The organism is Hyphomonas sp., assembly GCF_013823385.1.
Taxonomy (GTDB): Bacteria; Pseudomonadota; Alphaproteobacteria; order Caulobacterales; family Hyphomonadaceae; genus Hyphomonas.
Genome location: NZ_PNMA01000011.1, coordinates 83,848 through 106,733 on the forward strand (window position 1 = coordinate 83,848; position 22,886 = coordinate 106,733).

Genomic DNA, 22,886 nt, shown 5'->3' on the forward strand with positions numbered 1-22,886 from the left:
GAATGGAGGAGGGCATGGGGCGGAACGGAAAAATCTATCCCGGCAGCGCGCCCCTGGCGGGGCATTCATGCGGAGGGGCACTCTTCGGCGGCAATATCGAAAGGACTATTCCTCCGTCTCTGCCGAAAGTTGACCCTGAAGAATGATTTGAGGCTTTCGATGGCAGAGGCTGCCAGATTCGGGATTCTGCAGGCGCGCGGACGGGCGGCGGGGCTTCTGCTCTGCGGGCTGATCGCGCTGGCCGGTTGCAAGGGCGCGCCGGACGGGGCGCCTGAAGCGGCCGCTGAGGCGAAGCCGGAAGCCTATTATGAGATCACACTCCGGCCGGAGCTGGGGGCGGATGGCGAGGTGGAAGCCATTGCCGTGACGTCCCGTCTCCATGGCGTGCTGAAGGACGGGGAAACCCGGCTGAAGCTCTCCGCGCCGGTTGTGTATGTGAATGTCATGGGCATCGCGGACCGTATCCGCGATCTGCGCGTGACAGACGGGGCCGGCCCGGTCGCGTTTACCCTTGAGCAGGACGATCCAGTGCCCGGAGGCTTCCCATATTTCCGGCATTGGACGGCGACGCGGGATGTCGATTACCCTCTCGACATTTCCTATAGAGCGCTTGTCCAGCCTGAGGGGGGACCAGCCGGGCCGGCCTTTGGAATTCGTCCGTCTGCGGGCGGCGTAAGCGGCGCGGGCGCGGGCTATATGATCGTGCCCGTCAATTCGGAGTCCAGCCTGTCCTATCTCGATTGGGATCTGACAGAGTTCGGACCGGGAGCGGTGGGGGTCACCACGTTCGGAGAGGGGCGTGTTGCGGTCAAAGGCCCCCCCGCCGCTCTGATGCAGGGCTGGCTGATGGCCGGGCCTGCCGGGCAATATCCGCCTGCGGAAGAAGAAACGCATTTCCGCGCCTACTGGCTGGGCAATTTCCCGTTCGATGTGCCTGCAGAAATGGCCTATGCCAAGGATCTCTACGACTTTTTCGGCGCGTTCTTTGCCTATCTTGATCCGGCGCCGGATTACCGCGTGTTCCTGCGCCAGCTCGACACCGAGCCTTATGGCGGGGCCACGGCGCTGGCCAATTCCTTCATGCTGTCGCGTGGGCCGGCAAGACCCGAAGAAATGGGCGGGCAATCGCCGCGTTCCACCCTGGCGCATGAGATGATCCATATGTGGGTGGGCGGGCTCAGCGGCGAGCATGCCCTGACCAACTGGTTTTCCGAAGGGCTGACCACCTATTACGAATATACCGTGCCGTTCCGGGCGGGGCGTGTCTCCATCGAGGACTATATCGACGGGCTGAACCGCCTCAGTGACCGGTATTATTCCAATCCGGCGCGGGCGATGGCTGCGCTCGAGATTGGCCGGGTGGGCTTCAATGATGGGCGCGTGCGCCATGCGCCGTACGAACGGGGCGCGCTTTACTTTGCCGACCTTGATTCGCGCATCCGGGCGGCGAGCGGCGGCGCGCGGACGCTGGACATGCTGGTACGCGACGTGTTTGCGCGGCGGGAGCGCGGCGAGATCGAGCTGACGCTGGAGGCCTGGAGCGATTTCGTTTCAGCCGAGCTTGGCACCGAGGAGGAACCCTTCGTCCGGGCACTGCATATCGAGGGGCAGCTGATCTATCCGGCAGGCGATGGCTTTGGCGCCTGCGTGCGGGGGACGCCTGCGCGGATCGACGTGGACGGGGAAAGCTTTGACGGCATGCGCTGGACGCGCGTGGACGGGGCCGCGCCCGAGGCCTGCTTTGCCAGCGGCGCGCCGGGCTGATCGGTATGGGCACCGGAGGCTATGACGGGCAGGGGCGGAGAAGAACGTCTATGCGCTGGAGGCGCCGGCACTGCTGGCCTTTGCATAAACAATTTTGCGGCTGCCTGTCAGATTTCGGGCAACGCTCTGGCGGCGCGCGCCCCCATGGGCTGCGCGCGCCGGAAGACATAACAGATTCAAAGGGTAAGGATTAGAACGCAGTGGACGCATCTGATGGTTCCAACGAAAACGTCCTGAGCTTTGCCCATTGGGTGAGGGATATGCTCACATTGATGCGGTCCGGCGCGCCGGGGACCGTTCCCCTGTTTGAAAGCTCTGTTCCCGAGCCGGTCGACATGCTGGCCGAGGTGATCCGCACCGCGTTCCGCGACGGGTTTCCGGACAGCTATAAAAGCGTCTTCATGCGGAATAATCCGGATGTGAGCGAGCATCTGGCGGCGCGCTATGGCGTGCCTGAAGACTCCATCCTCTGCACCACCGGGGCGACCACGGCCGTCTCGATGATCTATACCGGGCTGCTCTCGCCGGGCGACCGCATTCTGGTTGAGGCGCCGGGCTTTGACATCTTTGCCAATATGGCGCGCGATGTGGGCGTGGAGGCCGATTTCTTCCGGCGCGAGGCGCCTGGATTTGGCATCTCCGTGGACGGTGTGCTGGAGGCGCTGCGGCCGGACACGCGCATGGTGGTGGTGACCAACCTGCATAATCCGAGCGGGGCCTATGTCAGCGATGAGACGCTGGCCGAGCTTGCCCGCGCGCTGGAAACGCGGGGCGTGCTGCTGCTGCTGGATGAGGTGTACCGGGACTATCTGGGCACTGCCGGGCCGGGCCTGGACCCGCGCCAGCATGAGAATGTGCTGCGTGTCAGCAGCCTGACGAAGATCTTTGGTCTGAGCACGCTGCGCTGCGGCTGGGTGATTGCCGGGCGGCGCCTGCTGCGCCGGTTGCGGGATTATTCGGAACGGGCCGATTTCAATGTCTCCCGCCTGTCGCATTGTGTGGCGGCGGAAGTTCTGGCGCGGGCGGAGAAGTTTGATGCCTGGCGCAATCAGATGATGGCGACGGCCCGGCCGATTGCGGCCAGCGCCCTCAGCGAGATGGCAGAGCAGGAGCTGATCCAGACCGGCGTGCCGCTCTTGGGGTGTACCTGTTTTCCGCAGCTGATCGGCGTGGAAGACACGCGCAGCCTGTCGCAATGGCTCTCGGCCAAGCATGGCGTGGTGGTGGTGCCGGGCGAGTGTTTCGGCGCGCCGGGCTATCTGCGCATCGGCTATGGCCTGCCGCCCGAGCGGCTGAGCGAAGGGCTTGCCCGCCTGTCGCGCGGGCTTGCCGAGCATCGCGCGAGCGGCCAGAAGCGCCATATTGCCTGAAGGAAAGCCGATGTCTGACACCCCGCCCGCCGCCGATGGTCTGAAGCGCAATGTCGGCCTGTTTGGCGTGGTGTCGCTGGGGCTGGGCACGGCGGTGGGGGTGTCGATCTTCTCGATCCTGGCGCCGGCAGCGGCGGTGGCCGGGCCGGCCATGCTGGTGTCGATGCTGATCGCGATCATTCCGATGATCGTCTTTGCGCTGATCTATTCCTTCATGGGGGCAGCGGCCCCTGCCACGGGCGCCTCGTTTGAATGGCCGCGCCGTTTCGTGCATCCCTTTGCCGGTTTCCTCATCAGCTGGATGCGGATTGCCGGCAGCACGGCGGCGCTGATCGTGCTGACGATGGTGCTGGTGTCCTACATGTCGGCGGTCATAGCGCTGCCTTCAAAGCTCGTGATGTTCGGCATCTTTGCGGCGGTCTTCCTGATCAATCTGGCGGGCGTTTCCTTTGTGGCGCGCAGCCAGGCGATCATGCTGGTGATCCTTCTGGCCACCTGCGCGGTGTTTGTGTTCGGCGGGGCGGGGCATGTGGCGCCGGAGAATTTTATTCCGTTTGCAGACAAGGGGCTGATCGGCATCTTTGCCGCCATTCCGCTGCTGATCTCCCTCTTCCTCGGCATCGAGAGCGCGACGGAAGTGGGCGGGGAAGTGCGCAATCCGCGGCAGAATATTCCGCTGGGCATCGCCATTTCCGTGGCGCTGACGGCGGCGGTTTACCTGTCGGTGGCGGTGATTGCGCTCGGCATCCTGGGAGCCGATCGGCTGGCGGCGTCGTCTGCCCCGCTGCTGGACGCGGCGCGCATCTCGCTTGGCAATAACGGGCAGATGCTGATCCTGATCTGCGCCTTTGTGGCCATCGGCAGCTCCATCAATGCCACTTTCGTGATCATGACGCGGTTTCTTTATGCCATGTCGCGGGCCGGGATGCTGCCGGGCTTTCTGGGCCGGGCGAACGAGAAAAGCGGCGTGCCGCAGAATGCAGTTTACCTTGCTTTCGGCCTCTGCTGCCTCGGCCTGTTCATGCCGCAGAACCTCGTTTTCCTGTTCCTGGCGGTGAATATCCCGACGATCCTCAAATATGCGGCGACCTGCCTTTCGGCCATCGGTCTTTGCCGCCGCGAGCCGGAATTGCGCGAAGCGGCTTCGTTCAGCCTGCCGGCGGGCATGGTTTATGCGCTGGCCGGGTTCGGCATCTTTCTGGGGGCGGCGATCATCCTGCTCGGCATTTCAGCCGACTGGCGGCCCTATCTGCTGCTGGGCGGCTGGGCTCTGCTCGGTATCGTTTACTACCTGGTCAACCTGCGGGTACGGAGCGCCCGGAAGGGCAGTTAACCGCGCTGGCAGAAATATTCCCCAGCCGGGCGCTGGAGAATAGTTGTTGCACAAGCCGGGGCGGCGCTGTCGCAAATAGTATAAAAAAACCGTCACCTGTTTCCTACCGTGACATCCAAGGAAAAGCCGTGCAGCAGCCAGCGCCAATGAGGGGCTGGAAGGGGAGCGCGGCTCGGGTCGGAGATCAGCGATGGAGAGAAATGTGATCGTGAAGCGCCTGTTGAATACGTGTGCTCTGGCAGCCATAGCGTCTGCCCTCGTGGCGCCGCTTGCGGTCGCGCAGGAAGATGAGCCGGCGGCCACCGTGCCGGCCGCAGAAGACGCCACCGCAACGCTGGAAACGGTGGTCATCACCGGGTCTCGTATCCGCCGCGATGTGGCCTCCACGCCCGCGCCGGTGGTCACCTTCGGCAGCGCCGCCTTCGAGGAGCGCGGCCTGATCAGTGCTGGCGACGCGCTGAACGAGATCACCTCGCTGCGCCCGCAGCTCAACCAGGCAGCCGGCGACGGCTCCAACTCCGGCTCCGGCCAGCAGTACCCGGAACTCTTTGGCCTCGGCACCGGCCGCACGCTGACCCTGGTGAACGGCCGCCGGTTTGCAACGACCTCCAGCGGCCTGGGTGACGCGCAGGTGGACGCCAACATCATCCCGACCGGCCTCATCGACCGGATCGAGGTTGTGCAGGCAGGCGGCGCGGCCGTTTACGGCTCTGACGCGATTGCCGGGGTGGTGAACTATATCCTGAAGGACAATTTCGAAGGCCTGGTGCTGGACCTGCAATATGGCGATACCGAGCAGGGCAATTTCGAACAGTGGAGCGGCCGGGTGACGGCTGGCCAGAACTTCGACAATGACCGCGGCAATATCGCCGTCAATTTCGAGGCCTCCTCGTCTCCGGTGGCCCGCTTCCGCGATTTTGAAGCCTCCAACCGCTCGCGCATCACGCAGGGCAATCCGGCAGACACAAGCCCGACGGATGGCATCCCGTCGCTGCGCGAAGTCATCCCCGCATACTTCTGGAACTTCAATGGCAATGGCGTGATCTTCAACGCGCCTGCGCCGCCGCCGAACTTCCTCACCAGCGTTGGCGGCACGCCGGCGCAGTTTTCGCCGGACGGGTCGATCATCTCCTACAATCCGGGCACCATCCTGGGTATTCCGTTTGCGGAAGGTGGTGATGGCACGCGCTATTCCGACCTGGCAGGCCTGCGCACGGGTGTCGAACGTTTCACCGGCAACCTGATCGGCCATTACGACATTTCCGACAATCTGCGTTTCAATGCCGAAGTACTGTATGCGCAGACGAATGGCGAAAGCGTGCCGCAGGGCTATGCGCGCACCGTACTGAACCAGACCAGCGTGACCTCCGGCGCCATCCGCTTCACCAATGCCAACCCCTTTCTCAGCCAGTCGGCGATTGATGCGCTGAGCGCCGCAAGCCCGGCCTTTGCCTCGGGCGGCGGGCTGTGGCTCTCCCGCCACTTCTATGACGATCTCTTCCCCGGCAACCTCCAGGAGAACGAGACCACGACCTGGCGCGCTCTGGGCGGATTTGAGGGCGATTTCGATGCGGCCGGCCGCAACTTCTACTGGACCGCTTCGGCGAGCTTTGCCGATGTGCGCGGTGAGCAGGGGCGCTGGGAGGCGGACTTTGCGAAGTTCAACAAGGCGGTGAACGCCGTGCGCAATGGCGCGGGTCAGATCGTCTGCGCGGTCAATGCCGACGCCATCACCACCAATGATGATCCAGCGTGCGCGCCGCTGAACCCGTTCGGCGCGGGCAATATCAGCCAGGCTGCTTCGGAATACGTCTCTGTGCGGAGCGGTTTCGAATTTGCCAACGAGCAGGTCGACCTGCTGGCGACCATCGGCACGCAGCTGTTCACCCTGCCGGCTGGCGCGGTGGATGTGGTGCTGGCCTATGAGCACCGCCGCGAAGAGGCGACCTTCACGCCCTTCCTGGCCAACCAGCAGGGCCTTGTCGGTACCGGCGCCGTGCAGACCGAAAGCTCGGGCAAATACAACACCAACGAATATTCGGCTGAAGTGCTCGTGCCGATCTTTGGCGGGGATCTAACGCTGCCGGGTGTGAAAGCGCTCGATTTCAGCGGCACCTACCGTTTTGTCGACAACTCCATTGCGGGTGAAGAGTCCGTGTGGAGCGCCGGTTCGCGCTGGCAGGTAACCGATGGATTGACCTTCCGTGTAACCCGTAGCCGGAACTTCCGCGCGCCGACACTGGAACAGCTTTTTGCGCCGCAGAACACCATTCTCACGAATGGCGGGTTTGACCCTTGCGACGCCGACCGCATCAATTCGGGGCCCAATCCTGCCGTACGCCGGGCCAATTGTCAGGCCGAGTGGGCCGCTAATCCGCAATATGGTGACCTGGCCACCTTCCAGAACCCGGCCGAAAACTTTACCGTCACCAGCGTTCTGACCGGCGGCAATCCGGACCTTGCCAACGAAGTTTCCGAGACAACCACCTTCGGCGTGGTGTTTGACAACTTCATCGTGCCGGGCCTGACGGTGGCGGCAGACCGTATCGAGATCGACCTGACGGATGGCCTTTCGGCCTTCACCACGGCCGACTTCATGGCGACCTGCTATGACAGCTCCCCGCAGCCTGCGGCCATCTGCTCAGCTTTCACGCGCCTTCAGACGGCGGACGGTTCCAACCCGGCGGGCACAACCGCCACGGGCCGCACGACGACCTTCAACGCTGGCCAGATCAAGTTCCGCGGCGAAGTCTATTATGTGAATTACGGCTTTGACGTGAACAATCTCTTCAGCGGCGCGACGGGCAATGTCACGCTGGGGCTTGAAGCGACGCATATGGCAGAGCTGACCACGTCGGTGACGGGAACGACCTTCGTTCGCTCTGACGACACTGTGCAGCGCCCGGACTGGACGGCCCGCCTCAACGCGGCCTATGCCAACGGCCCGCTGCGCATCAGCTATCAGATGGACTATCTCGACAATGTTCTGGCAGTGCCGGACGCGACCATCGAGAACAATCCGAACCCGTACATTGATGCCAATTATGTCCACTCCCTGTCCGGTCTCTATGAGGTTCGGGAAGGCTTGACGCTGCGCGCCGGTGTGACCAACATCTTCGATGAAGGCCCGTCCTATCCGACGCTCTTCCACGGGGACATCCTTGGCCGCCGTTACTTTGCGGGCGTGAACTACCGCTTCTGATCTGACCAAAAGGAGGTGCCAGACACCATGACCATGACTGCCTGGCGCCTTCTTTCCGGTATTTCAGTGTTATCTCTTCTCGCAGGTTGCGTCAGCGCGCAGCCTGCGATGCCTGTTCCAGAGGCCGCTCTTGTGGCGCCGCTGGCGGAGGCAGCGCCACTCATTGCGGCGGACATTGCCGTACCGGGAAGCGGCATGTTTGGCGGGGTGGAGGTAAACTATACAGCCTCGCTGGAGCGGGTCAGCATTGCGCCGGGGAAAGATCTTCCGCCAGCGGATCTTGTGACGATTTCGTATGTTGCTGAGGCTGGCGCTGCACCGGATGACCGCCCGGTGCTGTTCATCTTCAATGGCGGGCCGATCTCCGCCTCGCTCTGGCTGCACATGGGCGCGCTAGGGCCGCAGCGGGTGTTTGTGCCGGAGGATCTTACTGCCTCGCTGGAAGAATACCGGCTGGTGGCCAATCCCTATTCGCCGCTGGACGCAGCTGATTTGGTCTTCTTTGATCCGGCCTCCACCGGCTTCAGCCAGGTGGCGGAAGGGGAAGACGCTTCGAAATATTTCTCCATTGAGACCGATGCCGCGCAGTTTGTGGCCTTTGCGAATGCCTGGCTGGAGAAGCACGGCCGGGACGGGGCGCCGGTGTTCATTCTGGGGGAAAGCTACGGCACCCACCGCGCCGCCGAGGCCGCCGGGCAGATTGCCGGGGACGGATCAATGAACCTTCAGGGCGTGTTCCTGATGGGGCAGGCCGTCAACATCATCGAATATTCCCAGCGCAAGCAGAATATCCTCAGCTATATCGCCTCTCTGCCAACGCTCGCCGCCATTGCCTGGGACCTTGGCAAGGTGGATCAGCAGGGGCGCAGCTTTGAAGCTTTCATTGAGGAAGTAACCAGCTTTGGCGAGGCAGAATATCTGGGCGCGCTGTTCAAGGGGCAGCGGATTACGCCTGAAGAATTGTCGCGCGTGGCCGGTAAGCTGGAAGCGTATACGGGTATTCCGTCTGCCTATTATATGGAAAACCGGCTGCGCATTTCAAAGGAGCAGTTCCGGGTGGAGCTTCTGAAGGATCAGGGGCTGATCCTGGGGCGCAGTGATGGGCGCTATACCGGGCCGCTGAGCGAAGGGGGCGATCCATCGGGCATTCTTCAGAAAGCGTATGCCGAGGGCTTTGCGGCGTTCACGAAGGAAACCTTCGGGGATTTGCCGCAGGCTGAGTATGTGCCTTCCTTCAGCGCTGGAAACTTTGATGCCTGGGGCTGGGGCGGGGCGTCTCCCTTTGCGCATTTCGCTTACGCCGAAAGGCTTCAGGCGGCCTTTGACAGGTATCCCGCGTTCAGAGTGTTCGTTGGCACAGGCTATCATGACACGATGACGACCGTGGGCGCAGCGGACTATCTGGTTGACCAGTCGGACTGGCCGAAAAGCCGTGTGCGGAGTGGAAAGTATATCGGCGGGCATATGGCCTATTCGGTGGAAAGCTCTGCCGAGGCTTTCGGGAACGATATCCGGCTCTGGATTCGCGGCTGGCATGATACGGGCAACTGACACCGGGGGCGCGGCGTGATTTTCATCAGTGCAGACGAGATCGCAGGCACGCTCGGCTATGCCGCCTGTATCGAGGTGATGCGGACGGCGATGGCGCGGCTTTCCTCCGGCGAGACGAAGCAGATGCTGCGCCAGATACTGCCACTGGAGGAAGGCCGGATGTTTGGCATCATGGGCGGCACGCTGGGGCCGGGCGGGCCGTTCGGATCAAAGCTCGTTTCGGTGACGCCCCACCGCGCCGAGGGCGGGCCGCCCTCGCATCAGGGCGCGGTGGTGATCTTCGATCCGGTGAGCGGAGCGCCGCTCTGCCAGTTGGAGGCCGGGATGATCACCGCGATCCGCACGGCGAGCGCCAGCGCGATGGCGACCGATGTTCTGGCGCGGAAGGATGCGCGTTGTCTGGCCATTCTGGGGACCGGCGAGCAGGCCTGGCATCATGCCTGCGCGCTGCCTGAAGTGCGCCCGTTTGATGAAATCCGTATCTGGGGGCGCAGCCTGGAGCGCGCTGAGGTCTTGGCCGGGAAAATCCGCCAGCGGACGGGTATCGGCTGCGTGGCGATGGCAGATGTAGCGGGCGCCGTGGCCGGGGCCGATGTGATCTGCACGGTGACCGGGGCGGCCGAGCCCATTCTGACCGCCGGTATGGTCAACCCCGGCGCGCATGTGAACGTGGTCGGATCAAGTTTTGACGGGCCGCGCGAGATTGACGACGCGCTGGTGGCGGCGGCGCGCTTCTTTGCCGACTCGCGCGCATCTGTGCTGGCGCAGGGCGCGGAGCTGCGCCATGCGATCGCCAGCGGCGCGGTGACGGAGGCGCATTTGCTGGGGGAGATTGGCGAGGTCGTTCTGGGGAAGGCGCCGGGGCGCACCGGCCCGCAGGACATCACGATCTATAAATCCCTCGGGCATATCGTGCAGGATATCGCATCGGGCTATCATGTTTACCAGATGATCCAGAATGAGGGCGGGCAATGACGCGGTTTGGTTTTCTGGCAGGCTTTTGCGCGGCATCCATTCTTGCGCTGAATGCGTGCGCGCAAACCGGGGAGAAAGCTGTCCCGGCGCCGGCGCCGGTGGCGCCCGCTGGTGCCGCTGCAATGCCTGCCGAAGTGGCACCCTATCGCCGCGTGACCGAGCATACGCTGGTCGCAAATGGCCAGACGATTTCCTATCAGGCGATTGCGGGCGAGACCTGGCTGCGCGACATGGACGGCGCGCCGACCGCGAGCATTTTTTCCTTCACCTATCTGAGGACGGATGTTCAGGATGCCGCCCGCCCGGTGGTTTTCGTGTTCAATGGCGGGCCGGGGTCTGCCTCCATCTGGATCCATATGGGCGCCATCGGGCCGCGCCGCGTGGCGCTGGACGCGGATGTAAACCCGTCGAATGTGCCGCCCTTCGGGCTGGAGGACAATCCAAACAGCATTCTGGATGTTGCTGACCTGGTCTTCATCGATCCGGTGGGGACGGGCTTCAGCGTGCCCCTCAACGGGACAGATCCGAAGGCTTTCTGGGGCGTGGACGAAGACGCCGAAGCGGTGGCGCAGTTCATTGAGCTGTGGCTCAGCGAATATGGACGCTGGAACGCGCCAAAGTACGTACTCGGAGAAAGCTATGGCTCCATCCGGGCGGCGGTGCTGCCGCGCGCGCTGATGGGCGGGCCGATCTATACCGGGCTGATGCGCGGCATCACGCTGGACGGGATCATCCTTCTGGGCACGACGCTGGAGGCGAGGCAGACGGGCGGCGAAGTGCCTGCCGGGCAGCTGGCAGCGAAGCAGGCGCGGTCCCTGCCGGGCATCGCGGCGACATCCGCCTTTCACGGGCTGGTGGAGATGCCGGCCGGCGGCGTGGTTGAGATATATAAAGCGGCCACTGAATATGCGCGCGAAATCTATGAGCCGGCCCTGCGGGCGCAGCTTGCCGGAACGCTGGCGCCGGAAACGCGGGCGCAGGTGCTGGCTGACCTTGCCCGCCTGACGGGCCTGCCGGAGCGCGCGATTGGCGAGGATCTCTACATTGACGAGCGCAGCTATGCAAAAGCCGCGCTGCAGGGGCGCGGACTGGAAATCGGCATGTATGACAGCCGGTATACGCTGCCGCTGGCCAATAGCGGCGGTGATCCGGTGGCGGATGATCCGGCGATGACGCGCTATGTGCCGGGCTTTGTGGCGGCGTTCCATCAAATGCTACGGAATGACCTGAAAGTCAGCCTGGGGCGCCCTTATGCGTCGATCCGCTGGCGGGAATTGCTGTTTGGCTGGAACTGGACGCGGGCGGGCGTTGCCGAAGGGCAAAGCTATGCCACCGACCTTGCCTGGGCCATGCGGCGCAATCCGGATCTGCGCGTTCTGGTGGCGTCCGGATACTATGACCTTGTCACGACGCCTGCCGATGCGCGCGCCTCGATCGAGGCGGCAGGGCTGCCGGAGGACCGCGTGACGTTCACGGATTATGCGTCCGGGCATATGCTCTATCTGGGCGGAACATCCGAAGCCTTTTCGGCCGATCTGAGAGCATTTCTGGAGAAATGATCCTTCAGGCCGGACCGATGGCGGCCAGGAAGAGGTCGATGTCGTCCGCCGTATTGAAGACCGAGACGGACGGGCGGAACCGGTTGGCCGATACGGTGGTCGTGATGCCCGCTTGCTTGAGTTTCGGGCTGATCCGGGCCCGCGCGTTTTCATAGGCGCAGGCCACGAGCGGCGTTGCTGCCCCCTCCGGGGTTAGCAGCGTATACCCTTGCGACAGCAGGCCTTCCTTGAGGCGCGTGGTGAGCGCCGTCGCATGGCGCTGGATCGTCTCTACACCGATCGAGGCGATGTAATCGAGCGAGGCGTTGAGCAGGGCGACGGTCGTGTGGGAGTAGGTGCCGAGCGCGAAGAGACCGGTAGCCGTATCGGGGAACCCATAGCTGGCCACTTCATCCCCAGGCGGATCAAAGGGGTAGACATGGCTGGTGAAGCTGCTGACGCCGTAATAGCCATACTGGGTGCGCGTGAGCGCTTCGCGGGCGCCCCGGCGCACATAGAGGAAGCCGAGGCCGAAATCGCCCATCAGCCATTTATAGCTGGCGCAGGCGGCGAAATCGACGCCGCTGGCGTGCAGGTCTACCGGCACGCAGCCGGCGGCGTGGATGATGTCTGCATAGACCAGCGCGCCGCGTGAATGGGCAAGGTCGCAGATGGATTTCAGATCATGCTGGAAACCATTGACCGTGGAGACGAGCGACAGGGCCACGAGGCGTGTGCCGGGCGTGATGGCGCGGTCCATGTCTTCCAGGAGGATGCGGCCATCGCGGTGGTTTACCCAGGCAACATCGCAGCCCGCCTTGCCAAGCTCCATATAGAGCGGGACCGAGCCGAAGAAATGGAGCGTGTCTGTAACGATGCGGGCGCCGGGTGAGGGGAGCATCAGGGAGCGGACGATCATCTGCTCGCCGGTCGTTGTGCTCTGGACGAAGGTGATCTCATCGGGATCGGCGTTCACGAGGCGCGCGAACTTTTCGGTGGCGGCGTCGCTGCCAAGTTCATAGCCCGCGCCTGGCGGATGGTGGGCGCGGTTATTGAGGTAAGCTTCCAGCGAGGCGCGCGCGGGGCGGCTGATCGGGTGCTGCGAGCCGGCGTTCAAATACACGCCGTTAAGGTCGAAATTCGTGCGGTCGGGCAGGGCCGCAGGCAGTTGCGCGGTGGCGGGGCTGGCGGAGGCCGGGCTGCGGCAGGCAGCGGCGCCGGCAAGGGTTGCGGCGCTGAGCGCCAGCCAGTTGCGGCGGGTGATGTCTGACATATGCGTCTCCGCAGTGAGGGACAGGCTGAAGCTGTCATTCAATATAGCGCGGCGCGGCGAATGGATCATGCATTCCTTTGAGGGATTGCGCATGAATGTGCCGGGCGCTCTGTTCAGATTTGGCCGATAGGCATAGGAATTTTCCGGGCAGGCGTGGAGAGTTGGGAGGATGCGTATGGTTTCTCAGGTTCGACTCGTTTTTTCCGCTTTGGCGGTGGCTTGCCTCGCCGGGGCGTGCGCCACGCCGCTGGCGGCGGAGGGAAAGGCCGAGGCCGCGCGCCCGGCCTGGACGGTGTTTGCCGGCGGGCCTTCCCAGAGCGTGGCAGACCGGTTTGCCGGCGCGCCGCTCAGCTATTCGGTTTCCTGGAGCGAATTGCAGCTTGACCCGCATGAGGGCGAGGCCAGCGCGACGATTTCCGGTACGGCCTATCTCGCCGATTGTGCCTGTGACCGCAGCGCGCGGCCCGTGATGTTCCTGTTCAATGGCGGGCCGGGAGCTTCCTCCTCGCCGCTGCATTTCTCAATGGGCCCGAAGGCAAGGGGCGCGGGCGGCACATTTCCGGATAATCCGTATACTATCCTTCGCGCGGCTGATCTCGTCTTTATCGATCCGGTCGATACGGGCTTCAGCCGCGCCAATACCGAAAGTGGGCAGGCGCGCTATCTGGGCGTTGAGGGAGATGTGGAGGCAGTAAACCGGTTCATCCGCAGCTGGCTGGCGGAGAATGACCGGCAGGGCGCGCCGCTGATCCTGGCGGGACAGAGCTATGGCGGCGGGCGGCTTGCCAATCTTGTGGCAAAGGTGACCGATCTGGATGTGCGCGGCCTGGTGATGGTGTCCCCTGCGCTCGATAACGCGGCAGGGCAGACCGATCTGGGCCATGTGTTCACGCTGCCGACCATGGCTGCAACTGCCTGGCGCTATGGCCGCTCGCAGATCGAGGCGGGAAGTGAGGCAGAAAGCTGGGAAATCGCGCGGGCCTATGCCGAGAGCGACTATCTGATCGCCCTGCAGAAGGGGGACGAGATCGGCGCTGAGGAGAAGGCGGCTGTGGCCGAAGAAATCGCCGCGATGACAGGGCTTTCCGCACAGGCCGTGGAGGCTGCAAACCTGCGCGTGGACATTCAGTATTTCCTTGAAACGCTGCTGGCCGATGACGGATTACTCGTCAGCCGGCTGAATACCGGCGTTACTTCGCCCCTGCCTTCGCCGGATGTCAATTCCCACCGGCCTGCCGCCGCCAATGATCCCTCGCTGGGTCTCGGCCAGTCGAATGTGATTCTCTCGGCGGAGATTGCCGGGTATCTTGCGCAGGTGGCCGGTGTTCAGATGGGGGACGAATACCGGTCCCTCAATCTTGACGCCAATTTCCTTTGGGACTGGCGGCCTTCGGAGAAATCTCCGCGCTTTTATGTGAGTTCCGCGCCAGCGCTGGGCAAATACATGCAGCAGAAAGAGGCTGTACGCCTTCTGGTGTTTGCCGGTTACCGGGATCTTGCCACGACGCTGCTCGGCACGCGCTATGCGCTGACCCATAACGGCCTGCCGCAAGACCGGGTGACGGTGGTGGCGCTGCCCGGCGGGCATTCCCCCTATGACGAAGACGCGCTGAAGGCGGGCATCGCCGATCAGCTCCATTCCTTTATTGAGGCGGCCGTTCGGGCGGCGCCCGTTCCCCTGCAGGAGACCGCAGAATGATCCTTCGACTTTTCCCGGCACTGGCTGCCGCCTTCCTCCTGCCGATGCTTCAGGCCGCTTTTGCGCAGACGGCGCGCTATGAATATGCGATTGTCCAGAACGGAGAATCCGTCGGCCATCTGAAGGTTGAGGAAACCGGCCGCAACGCAAAGATCGACTATTATGTCGACAGTAATGGCCGGGGCCCGAAGCATAGGGAACAGCTGACGGTGGATGAGGCGGGCGTACCCGTCAGCTGGCTGATCGAAGGCACGTCCCTTATGGGCGCGCAGGTGGAGGAGTCCTTTGCGATCAATGACGGCGTGGCCCGCTGGCTGAGCCAGGCGGATACAGGCCGGGTGAACCTTCCGGAGCCGGCGCTATACGCCGTCAATGACGGAAGCCCGTGGGCGGAATATGTGTATGCGCGGGCCCTGATGGCCGATGACGATCAGCGCATGCCGGTTTTGCCGGGCGGCGAGATCCTCTTGGAGAAAGTTCGCGATGTGCAGCTGCCTGCGGGCGAAAGCGCAAAGGCGGTGAGCGTTTACCGGCTGTCGGGCATCGACATGAGCCCGAGCCTTCTGGCACTGGACGGTGATGGCAGCTTCTTTGCGAGCTTTGGCGAGACGTCTGCTGTCATCCGCAAGGGATTTGAGGGCAGCGTTCAGCCGCTGCTGGAACTGGCGCGCGACATCAACTCGGCCCGCTCCGAAGAACTTGCCCAGAGCCTGCTGCACCGGTTTGACGGGACCTATGCGATTGCCAATGTCCGTGTGCTGGATGTGCGGGATGGGACGCTGAGCGGGCCTTCCGTGGTCACCGTCAACGGCGATACGATCACCGCGATTTCGCCTTATGTTGAAGGCGTGCTGCCCGAGGATGCGGGCACAGTTTTTGATGGCGCAGGCGGCACGCTGATGCCGGGGCTTGTCGACATGCACTCCCATGCCTCGGCCACGTCCGGCCTTTACTATCTGGCGGCAGGGGTCACCTCGACGCGGGATATGGGCAATGAAAACAGCGCGCTGGCAGACCTTATGGCGCGGATGAAGGCCGACCGGCTGGCCGGGCCGCGCATCACACCGGCGGGTTTTGTCGAAGGGCGCAGCCCCTATTCGGCGCGCAACGGCATCATCGCCGCCTCGCAGGAAGAAGCGCTGGCGGCTGTTGATTGGTATGCGGAGCGAGGGTTTGGGTATGTCAAATCCTATAACTCCATGAACCCGGCCTGGATGGCGGCGGTGGGCGAGCGCGCGCATTCGCATGGCATGCGCCTGATCGGCCATATTCCGGCCTTCACCAATGCGGACGCCATGATCGATGCCGGGTTTGACGAGGTCACCCATGTCAACCAGTTGATGCTGGGCTGGCTGCTGGACCCGTCCGAAGATACGCGCACGCCGCTGCGCCTGACCGGCATGGCGCGCGGCGCAACGCTCGACCTCTCCTCGGAGAAGGTTCAGTCGACCGTCCGCCGGATGCAGGAAAATGACACCGCGCTTGATCCGACGGCGGTTATTCTGGAACGCCTGATGCTGAGCCGCGCGGGCACTGTGAACGCAGGCGACAAGGCGTATCTGGATCACATGCCGATCAGCTATCAGCGCTATCGCCGCCGCAGCTTTGTGTCGGTGGCGAACCCGGCAGAGGACGAAGCCTATCAGGAAGGCTTCCGCCGCGTTCTGGAGACGCTGAAGATGCTGCATGACGCCGGTATCACGCTTCTGCCGGGAACGGATGATGGCACGGGCTTCACGGTTCACCGCGAAATCGAGCTTTATGCGCTGGCGGGCATTCCGGTGCCCGATGCGTTGCGTATCGCGGCGTGGACCCCGATTGACTATATGGGCTATGGTGACCGGCTGGGCGCGATCGAGCCGGGGCGCCTGGCGGATTTCATCCTGCTGCCGGGCAATCCGCTGGAGGATATCAGCGCGATCCGCACGGCGCAGATGGTGGTGCGCAATGGCGATGTCTATTACCCCTCCGAAATCTATGAAGCGCTGAGCGTGAAGCCGTTTGTGCCGCCACCGGCGCTGTTGCGCGGGGAGGCGCAGGCCCTCCCGGTGGCAGTGCCGGCGGCAGCCCCTCAGCCGGCACCTGTGGCGGCAGAAACCTCAGCCCCGGAGACGGGTTTCGTGCAGCACTATCCGATGATTGCCGAAGGGCTGTCGATCCGGGCGGAAGACCTGCCCTTTTCCGGTGCCGTCCGGGTAGGGAATATCATCTACCTTTCCGGCCAGATCGGCGGGCAGGAAGGCGGCCCTTCCGATGACTTCCGCGATCACGCCGTTGAGGTGATGGAGGCAGTGCGCGGTGTGGCGGCCTCTGCGGGGGCAGGCATGGACCAGATCTTCAAATGCACCGTGATGCTCGACGATATGAGCAACTGGCCGGCCTTCAACGAAGTCTATGCCACCTATTTCACCAAGGGCCGGATGCCGGCGCGCAGCGCGTTCGGCGCAGATGGGCTCGCCCTTGGCGCCTCTGTCGAAGTGGAATGCATGGCGTACACAACCGATCCGTAAGCGGAGTGGCCGCTCAGAGCGCGATATTGCCGCGCACGGGGATGGCGGTGGTGGATTTCAGCTCGCCCAGCGTGGCGGTGGAGTTGACATTCTCGACGCCCGGAAGGTTCAGCAGGAAGTCCATCAGGAACTCCTGATACCATTTCATCGACTTGGCGAGGATCTTCATCATCAGGTCCATCTCGCCAAAGATGGAATAGCATTCGAGGATCTCGGGCGTGTTCTGCACCTTGCGGAGGAAGATTTCGCGGTCCTTCTCCGAGAGGCGCGCCACCTTCACATAGGCGAAGATGTGGAGGCCGTAGCCGAGCTTTTCGCGGTCTAGAATGGCGACCTGCTGGCGGATATAGCCCTCATCCTTCAGCCGCTGCAGGCGGCGCCAGCAGGGCGATTGGGAGAGGCCGACAATATCGGCCAGCTCAACGGTGGAGACCGAGCAATCCTTCTGGAGTTGCTCAAGGATCTTGATGTCAAATATCGAAAGTTCTTCGCTCATGGCTATAGAATAACCAATGTGGCGCCAAAGGCAACATTATGCAGACCGATTTCAGGCTGTGTGCCTAAAAGTTATGCGGTTGCATTTTCGGCAGCCTGGAGTGTGGCCCGAGTGATCATCACGCAGGGACCTGCAGCGGGGACAGCGCGGCGGGGTTGATTGTCAGCCATCAGTGTCCCGTCTAAGCTGTGTTCCGATGGATGGCCGGAGAGCCATTGGGAGGACAATTCCATGAATGCACGTATCAGCGCGCTGCTGTTTGCGCCGGTTTTGCTGGCGCTTGTCGCGGGATGTGAGGCGCGCCCGCCAGCCTCTGTAGAAGCCGCAGCGCTGTCCGAGGCGGAGACATGGGCCACGATTGAGCCCGGCGGAGAGACGCTCTGCGCGACGGGCACGCCCTTCCGCTTCCATGTGCGCAGCGGAGATCCAGAGCGCGTCATGGTCTTCCTGAATGGCGGGGGCGCCTGCTGGAGCGGGGACCTCTGCGACGTGAAAACGGAGCCCACCCCCTACACGCCCTTTGCCGAGATGGATTCGAACAATCCGGCGCTGCTGGAGGGGGTGTTTGATGGGGTAAATCCGGCCAACCCGTTTGCCGGATGGACGCAGGTTTTCGTGCCTTATTGCACGGGCGACTCTCATCTGGGCGGCGGCGACGTGACCTACACGACCAGCGCGGGCCAGGAGGTGACCATCCACCATCGCGGCAAGGCGAATGTGCAGGCGGCGCTGGACTGGATGTATGCCAACCGCGCCGATGCCAGCCGCATTTTCTTGACCGGCGGCAGCGCCGGGGCGATTGCCTCGCCCTATTATGCCGGGGTCGTGGCGGATCATTATCCGCAGGCAGATGTTGTGCATCTGGCCGATGGCGCGGGCGGCTATCGGTCCCCCGCGATTGCCGGCGTGCTGGAAGCGTGGGGCGCGTTCAAGGGCGTGCCGGACTGGCCGGAATTTGCGGCCATCGACCGGGCAGCGGCAACGACGGAGGATTTCTTCCGCGTGACGGCAACGCGTTACCCGCAGATGCAGATGGCGCGATTTGATAATGTGGACGACCAAGTGCAGCAGGATTTCCTGACCCTGCTGGGCACGGGCGAGCCCGTGCGCGGGTTGCTGGCGGCCAACAATGCCGACCTTGCCCGCGACATTCCAACGATCCGCACCTTTGAAGCGCCGGGCAATGCGCACACATCGCTTCGCTTCAGCCGTTTCTATACGGAGGAGGCAGGCGGCGTGAAGCTCGTTGACTGGGTGCGTGACCTTGCCAATGGCGAACCGGTGGCGAACGTAAGCTGCCAGAGCGATCAGAGCTGCGACTAGATCATTGGGCGTCTGATCTGCCAAACAAAGTGCCACTCATCCTGAGCGACGTCGAAGGATGGCCACATGGGACAGCGCTCCCGGCTCGTCCTTCGACTTCGCTCAGGATGAGCCGTTCAACGAAGCGATCCTGACAGGTTCGCCCCGCCTTTCCGGCAGCTGCTAGCCGAGGCGCTGGAGCACTTTTCCGCGGCCGATCAGCGGCAGGACGGGGCCCATGTCCGGGCCGTGCTCGAGGCCTGTCAGGGCCTTGCGCAGCGGCATGAAGAGGCCGCGGCCCTTGCGGCCGGTGGCGGCCTTCAGCGCATTCGTCCAGGCGCTCCAGCTTTCGCCGGTCAGCTCGCCTTCCGGCAGATGCGCGGCGGCGGCGGCGATGAACTCCTTGTCCTCGTCCGCCACCAGCGGAGCGGGCGCGCCGAAGACGATGTCCACCCAGGCCATGGCATCGGCCACGAAGGTGCAGTTTTCCCGCACGGCCAGCCAGAAGGGCTCTGAAGCGGCGCGCGCATCGAGCGCGGTCAGCCGTTCACGGACGGCTTCGAACGGCATCGTGTGAACGAGCGCGGCGTTGAGGGCGTTGAGATCATTATCGTCAAAGCGGGCGGGCGCGCGGCCGATCTTGGAGAAGGCGAACTCTTCGCAGAGCTGCTCCAGAGTGGTGCGCGCCTCGATATTGTCCGAGGTGCCGAGCTTGGCGAGATGGCTGCAGATGGCCATCGGCTCATAGCCGCGCGCGCGCAGCTCGCCCATGGAGAGAGAGCCGATGCGTTTGGAGAGGGCCGCGCCATCGGCGCCGATCAGCAGCGGGGTGTGGGCCATTTCGGGCGCCTTGCCGCCGAGCGCCATGAAGATTTCGATCTGCGCGCCGGAATTGGTCACATGGTCTTCCCCGCGCACCACATGCGTGATGCCTGCCTCGATGTCATCGACCACCGAGGGGAGGGTGTAGAGATAGCTGCCATCCTCGCGGATGAGGATGGGGTCGGAGACCGAGGAGGTGTCGATGCTCTGCGGGCCGCGCACGAGGTCGTTCCATTCGACGCGCTCGCCCGAAAGCTTGAAGCGCCAGTGGGGCTTTCGCCCTTCGGCTTCGAATTTTGCCCGGTCGGCGTCCGTCAGCGTCAGCGCCGCGCGGTCATAGACCGGCGGGCGGCCGCGCGTCTGGGCAATCTTGCGCTTGACGTCGAGTTCCTCGGCCGTCTCGTAGCAGGGATAGAGCAGGCCCATGGCGCGCAGCGTGTCGGCGGCTTCATCATAGACCTTGAAGCGGTGCGACTGGTTGAAGCTTTCATCCCAGGTCAGGCCGAGCCAGGTGAGGTCCACTTTCAGGGCCTCTTCATTCTCCTGGGTGGAGCGTTCAAGGTCTGTATCGTCGATACGGAGGATGAATTTTCCCTGCTGCCCGCGAGAAAACAGCCAGTTAATCAAGGCGGTACGCACATTGCCGACATGCAGGCGGCCAGTGGGCGAGGGCGCAAAGCGAACAACGGGGCGGGTCATGGGCAGGGGGCTTTCTGGTTCGGGAAAGTGGCTTGAGACATCAAATCGCGCCAAAAGCCAAGCGTCACGGTCATATTCTTGCTATTGTTATGGTTCACCTCCATTTCTAGCGGACGGTATGGGAGCAGAAAATGCGATTCGGCTGGATTCTCTCGGCAGCCCTTCTTGTGGCGGCTTGTGGACGGGGTGACGTGTCCACGACGGTGGGCTCTGAGGCTGCGCCGGGCGCTGACATGCCTGTGGCGGGCGTTGACAGGGAAAGCGCTTCCGCGCCGGCCGCCCCTACAACAGATTATGCGGCCCTTTCGGGCTATGACGGCAACTGGTTCCTCAGCCCCGGCTGGCCGGGTGAATACCCGCCGGGATTTGCCGTTCTGGACGCCGATGTGCGCGTGCCGGCCCGCGCCCGTCCCAACCCGACGGACCCGCAGGATGTGACCTGCCTCCTGCCGCAATACGCCAACTATCAGCTGTGGAACAATCCCCGCAACAAGGCGGATGACCTCGACTATTTCGTGGCCACGAAAAAGCTGCCGGTGACGGTGCTGGAGGACGCGGAGGTGGAGTTTGTCGGCGATGCGGGCATCGAGAAGCTGCCCCTGAAGGCGGGCGACCAGCTCACCTATCTGCGTTATATCGGCGAAGGCTTCACGGTGATGAGCTTCAACGGCCGCGAGTTCGACATCAATGAAGGCGAACTGCGCGAGATCACCGATATCGGCGCCATCGAGAATGAGGAAGATCTCTGGGTTCGCGTGACCTGCCTGGGGGGCAAGCAGGCCTGGCTGCTGTTTGATGAGGTGGTGCTGGAAAAGGGTGTCTATCCCTCTCCGATCACCGGCTATGGCGAGGCGCATGACATCCTGCCCGACGAGGTGGAAACCGTCCGCGCCATGATGAGCCCGGAAGCCTTCGGTCTTGATCCCACCGCGCAGAGCATTGATCCGCCGCCGGTCGAATAGGCGGGCGCGCGCTTAGCGCATTGAGCCGGTTTCAATATAGCGCTGGTGCCAGGAGAGCGCCTCCGTGAGGAGGTGAGGTGTCTGCTGGCCAAAGGCGCCCTTCAGAGCGCGGGCATGATAGTCTGCCAGCGCTTCCCGGAAATCCGGATGAACGCAATTGGCGATGATGACCTTCGCGCGCTGTTTCGGCGAGAGGCCGCGCAGATCGGCAAGGCCCTGCTCGGTGACCAGAACCTGCACGTCCTGCGTGATATGGTCCACATGGCTGGCCATCGGCACGATGGCGGAGATCTTGCCGCCCTTGGCCGTGGAGGGGGAGACGAAGCAGGAAATATAGGCATTCCGCGCGAAGTCGCCTGAGCCGCCGATGCCGTTCTGGATGCGCGAGCCCATCAGATGGGTGGAGTTCACATTACCGTAGATATCTGCCTCGATCATGCCGTTCATGGCGATGCAGCCGAGCCGGCGGATGATTTCCGGATGGTTGGAGATTTCCTGCGGGCGCAGGATGATCCGGCTGCGGAATTCATCCATGCGGCGGTTGAGGTCGGCGGCCGCTTCCGGGCTGAGCGAGAAGGCGGTGGCGGAGGCAATGGTCAGCTTGCCGGATTCCAGAAGGTCCAGCATCCCATCCTGCAGCACTTCGGTATAGGCGGCCATCCGCTCGAAGGGGCTGTTCTGCAGCCCGGCGAGCACGGCATTGGCGACATTGCCGACCCCCGATTGCAGCGGCAGCAGCGTGGCCGGCAGCCGGCCGAGTTTCACCTCATGCTTCAGGAATTCGATCAGATGGCCGGCGATGGCGGTGGCCGCCTCATCGGGCGCGGCGAAGGGCAGGTTGCGGTCTGGCGAGTTGGTGCAGACCACCGCCACGACGCGGGCCGGATCAATGCGGAAGGCGGTGGTTCCGATGCGCTGTTCGGGCGATGTCAGCGGAATGGGCACGCGGCCGGGCGGCAGGGCGGTGCCGTAATAGATGTCGTGCATGCCTTCCAGCGCCGGGTTCTGCCAGTCATTGACTTCCAGGATGATCTGGTCGGCGCGGTCGAGCCAAGTCTTGTTGTTGCCGATGGAGGAGGAGGGCACCAGCGCGCCATCTTCGCGAATGGCGGTTACCTCGACCACGGCCGTGTGCAGGGGCCCGAGGAAGCCCTGCCAGGCGGCCGGGGCGACCTGGGAGAGGTGCATGTCGAGATATTCCATCTCGCCCTTGTTGATCCGCTCCCGGGCGATGGGATCGGAATTGTAGGGCAGGCGGAATTCGATGCCGTCGGCCTTGGCGAGGGCGCCGTCGAGTTCCGGGCCGGTGGAGGCGCCGGTCCAGACGCGGACGCGGAAGGGATTGCCGGCGGCATGGGCCGCTTCGATGCGGGCGGCGAGGGCGAGGGGG

Annotated in this window: 15 protein-coding genes; 11 read left to right on the top strand and 4 right to left on the bottom strand. The window is 63.5% G+C overall.

The genetic code is table 11. The annotated features are described in order from the left end of the window. The first annotated feature begins 159 nt into the window (after positions 1 to 159). The 7 genes from C0456_RS08830 (at position 160) to C0456_RS08860 (ending at position 11,754) form a co-directional block, all read left to right on the top strand. Entirely contained in the window at positions 160 to 1,764 is a 1,605-nt protein-coding gene (locus tag C0456_RS08830; RefSeq protein WP_291050663.1) for a hypothetical protein, read from the top strand. 200 nt (positions 1,765 to 1,964) lie between these two features. Next, positions 1,965 to 3,134: a pyridoxal phosphate-dependent aminotransferase gene (locus C0456_RS08835; protein WP_291050664.1), complete on the top strand. Its 1,170-nt coding sequence runs from the start codon at positions 1,965 to 1,967 to the stop codon at positions 3,132 to 3,134. A 10-nt stretch (positions 3,135 to 3,144) separates the two neighbouring features. Continuing rightward, the gene (locus C0456_RS08840; RefSeq protein ID WP_291050667.1) at positions 3,145 to 4,467 is read left to right on the top strand and encodes an APC family permease; all 1,323 of its coding nucleotides are present in this window, start codon (positions 3,145 to 3,147) and stop codon (positions 4,465 to 4,467) included. A gap of 190 nt (positions 4,468 to 4,657) precedes the next feature. Continuing rightward, complete coding sequence (locus tag C0456_RS08845) at positions 4,658 to 7,669, top strand: TonB-dependent receptor (RefSeq protein ID WP_291050670.1); 3,012 nt, start codon at positions 4,658 to 4,660, stop codon at positions 7,667 to 7,669. A 27-nt stretch (positions 7,670 to 7,696) separates the two neighbouring features. Continuing rightward, positions 7,697 to 9,220 (top strand): peptidase S10, encoded by a 1,524-nt coding sequence (locus C0456_RS08850; RefSeq protein WP_291050672.1) that lies wholly within the window; start codon positions 7,697 to 7,699, stop codon positions 9,218 to 9,220. 15 nt (positions 9,221 to 9,235) lie between these two features. After that, a complete protein-coding gene (locus C0456_RS08855; RefSeq protein ID WP_291050674.1) occupies positions 9,236 to 10,195 on the top strand; it encodes an ornithine cyclodeaminase family protein in 960 nt (319 codons plus the stop codon). Beyond that, positions 10,192 to 11,754 (top strand): septum formation initiator, encoded by a 1,563-nt coding sequence (locus tag C0456_RS08860; protein ID WP_291050676.1) that lies wholly within the window; start codon positions 10,192 to 10,194, stop codon positions 11,752 to 11,754. The genes C0456_RS08855 and C0456_RS08860 overlap by 4 nt, the downstream gene beginning before the upstream one ends. A 4-nt stretch (positions 11,755 to 11,758) precedes the next feature. Here the strand turns inward: C0456_RS08860 and C0456_RS08865 are convergent, their stop codons facing one another. Further along, entirely contained in the window at positions 11,759 to 13,006 is a 1,248-nt protein-coding gene (locus C0456_RS08865; RefSeq protein WP_291050678.1) for an aminotransferase class V-fold PLP-dependent enzyme, read from the bottom strand. A gap of 175 nt (positions 13,007 to 13,181) precedes the next feature. Here C0456_RS08865 and C0456_RS08870 point away from each other — a divergent pair, with 175 nt between their 5' ends. Both C0456_RS08870 and C0456_RS08875 read left to right on the top strand, forming a co-directional pair. Then, the gene (locus tag C0456_RS08870; RefSeq protein WP_291050681.1) at positions 13,182 to 14,705 is read left to right on the top strand and encodes a hypothetical protein; all 1,524 of its coding nucleotides are present in this window, start codon (positions 13,182 to 13,184) and stop codon (positions 14,703 to 14,705) included. After that, entirely contained in the window at positions 14,702 to 17,215 is a 2,514-nt protein-coding gene (locus C0456_RS08875) for a Rid family hydrolase (protein ID WP_291050683.1), read from the top strand. Before C0456_RS08870 ends, C0456_RS08875 begins: the two co-directional genes overlap by 4 nt. A gap of 13 nt (positions 17,216 to 17,228) precedes the next feature. On the opposite strand, the gene C0456_RS08880 is transcribed toward C0456_RS08875, so the two are convergent. After that, entirely contained in the window at positions 17,229 to 17,711 is a 483-nt protein-coding gene (locus C0456_RS08880) for an Lrp/AsnC family transcriptional regulator (protein ID WP_213268411.1), read from the bottom strand. Positions 17,712 to 17,942: 231 nt separating this feature from the next. On the opposite strand from C0456_RS08880, the gene C0456_RS08885 reads away from it, so the two are divergent. After that, the gene (locus tag C0456_RS08885) at positions 17,943 to 19,034 is read left to right on the top strand and encodes a pectin acetylesterase-family hydrolase (RefSeq protein WP_291050685.1); all 1,092 of its coding nucleotides are present in this window, start codon (positions 17,943 to 17,945) and stop codon (positions 19,032 to 19,034) included. Between the two features lie 162 nt (positions 19,035 to 19,196). Here C0456_RS08885 and gltX read toward each other — a convergent pair whose 3' ends face one another. Next, positions 19,197 to 20,534, bottom strand: coding sequence for a glutamate--tRNA ligase (gene gltX / locus C0456_RS08890; RefSeq protein ID WP_291050688.1), 1,338 nt, complete (start codon positions 20,532 to 20,534; stop codon positions 19,197 to 19,199). 131 nt (positions 20,535 to 20,665) lie between these two features. Between gltX and C0456_RS08895 the strand changes: the two genes are divergently transcribed. After that, the gene (locus tag C0456_RS08895) at positions 20,666 to 21,496 is read left to right on the top strand and encodes a hypothetical protein (RefSeq protein ID WP_291050690.1); all 831 of its coding nucleotides are present in this window, start codon (positions 20,666 to 20,668) and stop codon (positions 21,494 to 21,496) included. A gap of 12 nt (positions 21,497 to 21,508) precedes the next feature. Here the strand turns inward: C0456_RS08895 and C0456_RS08900 are convergent. Beyond that, positions 21,509 to 22,886 (bottom strand): succinate CoA transferase (locus tag C0456_RS08900; RefSeq protein ID WP_291050692.1); only part of this gene is annotated, 1,378 nt, incomplete at its 5' end.

Coding starts and splice junctions, on each gene's coding strand:
- C0456_RS08830 (WP_291050663.1), top strand. CDS start 160: ATGGCAGAGGCTGCCAGATTCGGGATTCTGCAGGCGCGCGGACGGGCG.
- C0456_RS08840 (WP_291050667.1), top strand. CDS start 3,145: ATGTCTGACACCCCGCCCGCCGCCGATGGTCTGAAGCGCAATGTCGGC.
- C0456_RS08845 (WP_291050670.1), top strand. CDS start 4,658: ATGGAGAGAAATGTGATCGTGAAGCGCCTGTTGAATACGTGTGCTCTG.
- C0456_RS08850 (WP_291050672.1), top strand. CDS start 7,697: ATGACCATGACTGCCTGGCGCCTTCTTTCCGGTATTTCAGTGTTATCT.
- C0456_RS08860 (WP_291050676.1), top strand. CDS start 10,192: ATGACGCGGTTTGGTTTTCTGGCAGGCTTTTGCGCGGCATCCATTCTT.
- C0456_RS08865 (WP_291050678.1), bottom strand. CDS start 13,006: ATGTCAGACATCACCCGCCGCAACTGGCTGGCGCTCAGCGCCGCAACC.
- C0456_RS08870 (WP_291050681.1), top strand. CDS start 13,182: ATGGTTTCTCAGGTTCGACTCGTTTTTTCCGCTTTGGCGGTGGCTTGC.
- C0456_RS08875 (WP_291050683.1), top strand. CDS start 14,702: ATGATCCTTCGACTTTTCCCGGCACTGGCTGCCGCCTTCCTCCTGCCG.
- C0456_RS08880 (WP_213268411.1), bottom strand. CDS start 17,711: ATGAGCGAAGAACTTTCGATATTTGACATCAAGATCCTTGAGCAACTC.
- C0456_RS08885 (WP_291050685.1), top strand. CDS start 17,943: ATGAATGCACGTATCAGCGCGCTGCTGTTTGCGCCGGTTTTGCTGGCG.
- gltX (WP_291050688.1), bottom strand. CDS start 20,534: ATGACCCGCCCCGTTGTTCGCTTTGCGCCCTCGCCCACTGGCCGCCTG.
- C0456_RS08895 (WP_291050690.1), top strand. CDS start 20,666: ATGCGATTCGGCTGGATTCTCTCGGCAGCCCTTCTTGTGGCGGCTTGT.